Origin of the sequence: Methylobacterium sp. E-041 (assembly GCF_022829665.1) — a bacterium.
Taxonomy (GTDB): Bacteria; Pseudomonadota; Alphaproteobacteria; order Rhizobiales; family Beijerinckiaceae; genus Methylobacterium.
On sequence record NZ_JAKSYQ010000276.1, the window covers coordinates 1 to 1261 of the forward strand.

Below are 1261 nucleotides of genomic sequence, written 5' to 3' on the forward strand. Positions count from 1 at the left end.
AGCTTCACCATCGGCCCACAGGTTGCAGCGCCCAGTGTGGCTCTGACGAGTGACACCGGTGCCTCGTATCTCGACGGCATCACCCGAGCTGGTGGTTTGACGATCACGGGTGTCGAGACGGGGGCGACGCTTCTCTACAGCGTCGCTGGAGGACCGGCCTCTGCCATCTATGATCCACCCAAGCTGGTAGAATCTGCGCACACGTTATTACTCACGCAAACCGCCGTGGCCGTTAACACCTCCACCGCAAGCTCCCTCAGCTTCACCCTCGACACCAAGGTGGCTGCGCCCAGTGTGGCCCTGACGAGTGACACCGGTGCCTCGTCTCTCGACGGCATCACCCGCGCTGGTGGTTTGACGATCACGGGTGTCGAGACGGGGGCGACGCTTCTCTACAGCGTCGATGGAGGACTGGCCTCTGCCAGCTATGATCCAACCAAGCTGTTAGACGGGGCGCACACGGTTTTGGTCACGCAAACCGACGTGGCCGGCAACACCTCCACCGCAAGCTCCCTCAGCTTCACCCTCGACACCAAGGTAGCAGCGCCCAGTGTGGCTCTGACGAGTGACACCGGTGCCTCGTCTCTCGACGGCATCACCCGCGCTGGTGGTTTGACGATCACGGGTGTCGAGATCGGAACGGCGCCGCGCTGCGACGGAGTTTGAAGACTGGTGTCTGCCAGCTATGATCCAACCACGCTGGCAAACGGAACGCACACTGTTTTGGTCACGCAAACCGACTGGTGCGGTAACACCTACACCGCAAGCACCATCAGCTTCACCCGCGACCCCGAGGTGGCAGCGGCCAGTGTGGACCTGACGAGTGAAACCGGTGCCTCGTCTCTGGACGGCACCACCCGCGCTCGTGGTTTGACGATCATGGGTGTCGAGACGGGGGCGACGCTTCTCTACAGCGTCGATGGTGGTCTGGCTTCTGTCCGCTATGATCCAACCACGATGTTAGACGGGGCGCACACGGTTTTGGTCACGCAAACCGACGTGGCCGGTAACACCTCCACCGCAAGCTCCCTCAGCTTCACCCTCGACACCAAGGTGGCGTCGCGCAGTGGGGCCCTGACTAGTGACACGTGTGCATCGTCTCTCGACGGCATCACCCGCAATAGTGGTTTGACGATCACGGGTGTCGAGAGGGGGTCGACGCTTCGCTACAGAGTCGATGGACGTGTGGCCTCTTCCAGCTATGATACAACCAAATGGTCAGATCGTGAGCCCACGTCGTCGTTAACGTCAAGCCACTCAC

The 1261-nt window shown here is 61.4% G+C and carries 2 protein-coding genes; both read left to right on the top strand.

The window, feature by feature from the left end:
• Positions 1–666: Ig-like domain-containing protein (locus MKK70_RS24575; RefSeq protein WP_243950498.1), on the top strand; the 666-nt coding region annotated here is incomplete at its 5' end.
• Between the two features lie 6 nt (positions 667–672).
• A partial coding sequence (locus MKK70_RS24580) for an Ig-like domain-containing protein (protein WP_243950500.1) occupies positions 673–1261 on the top strand: 589 nt, incomplete at its 3' end.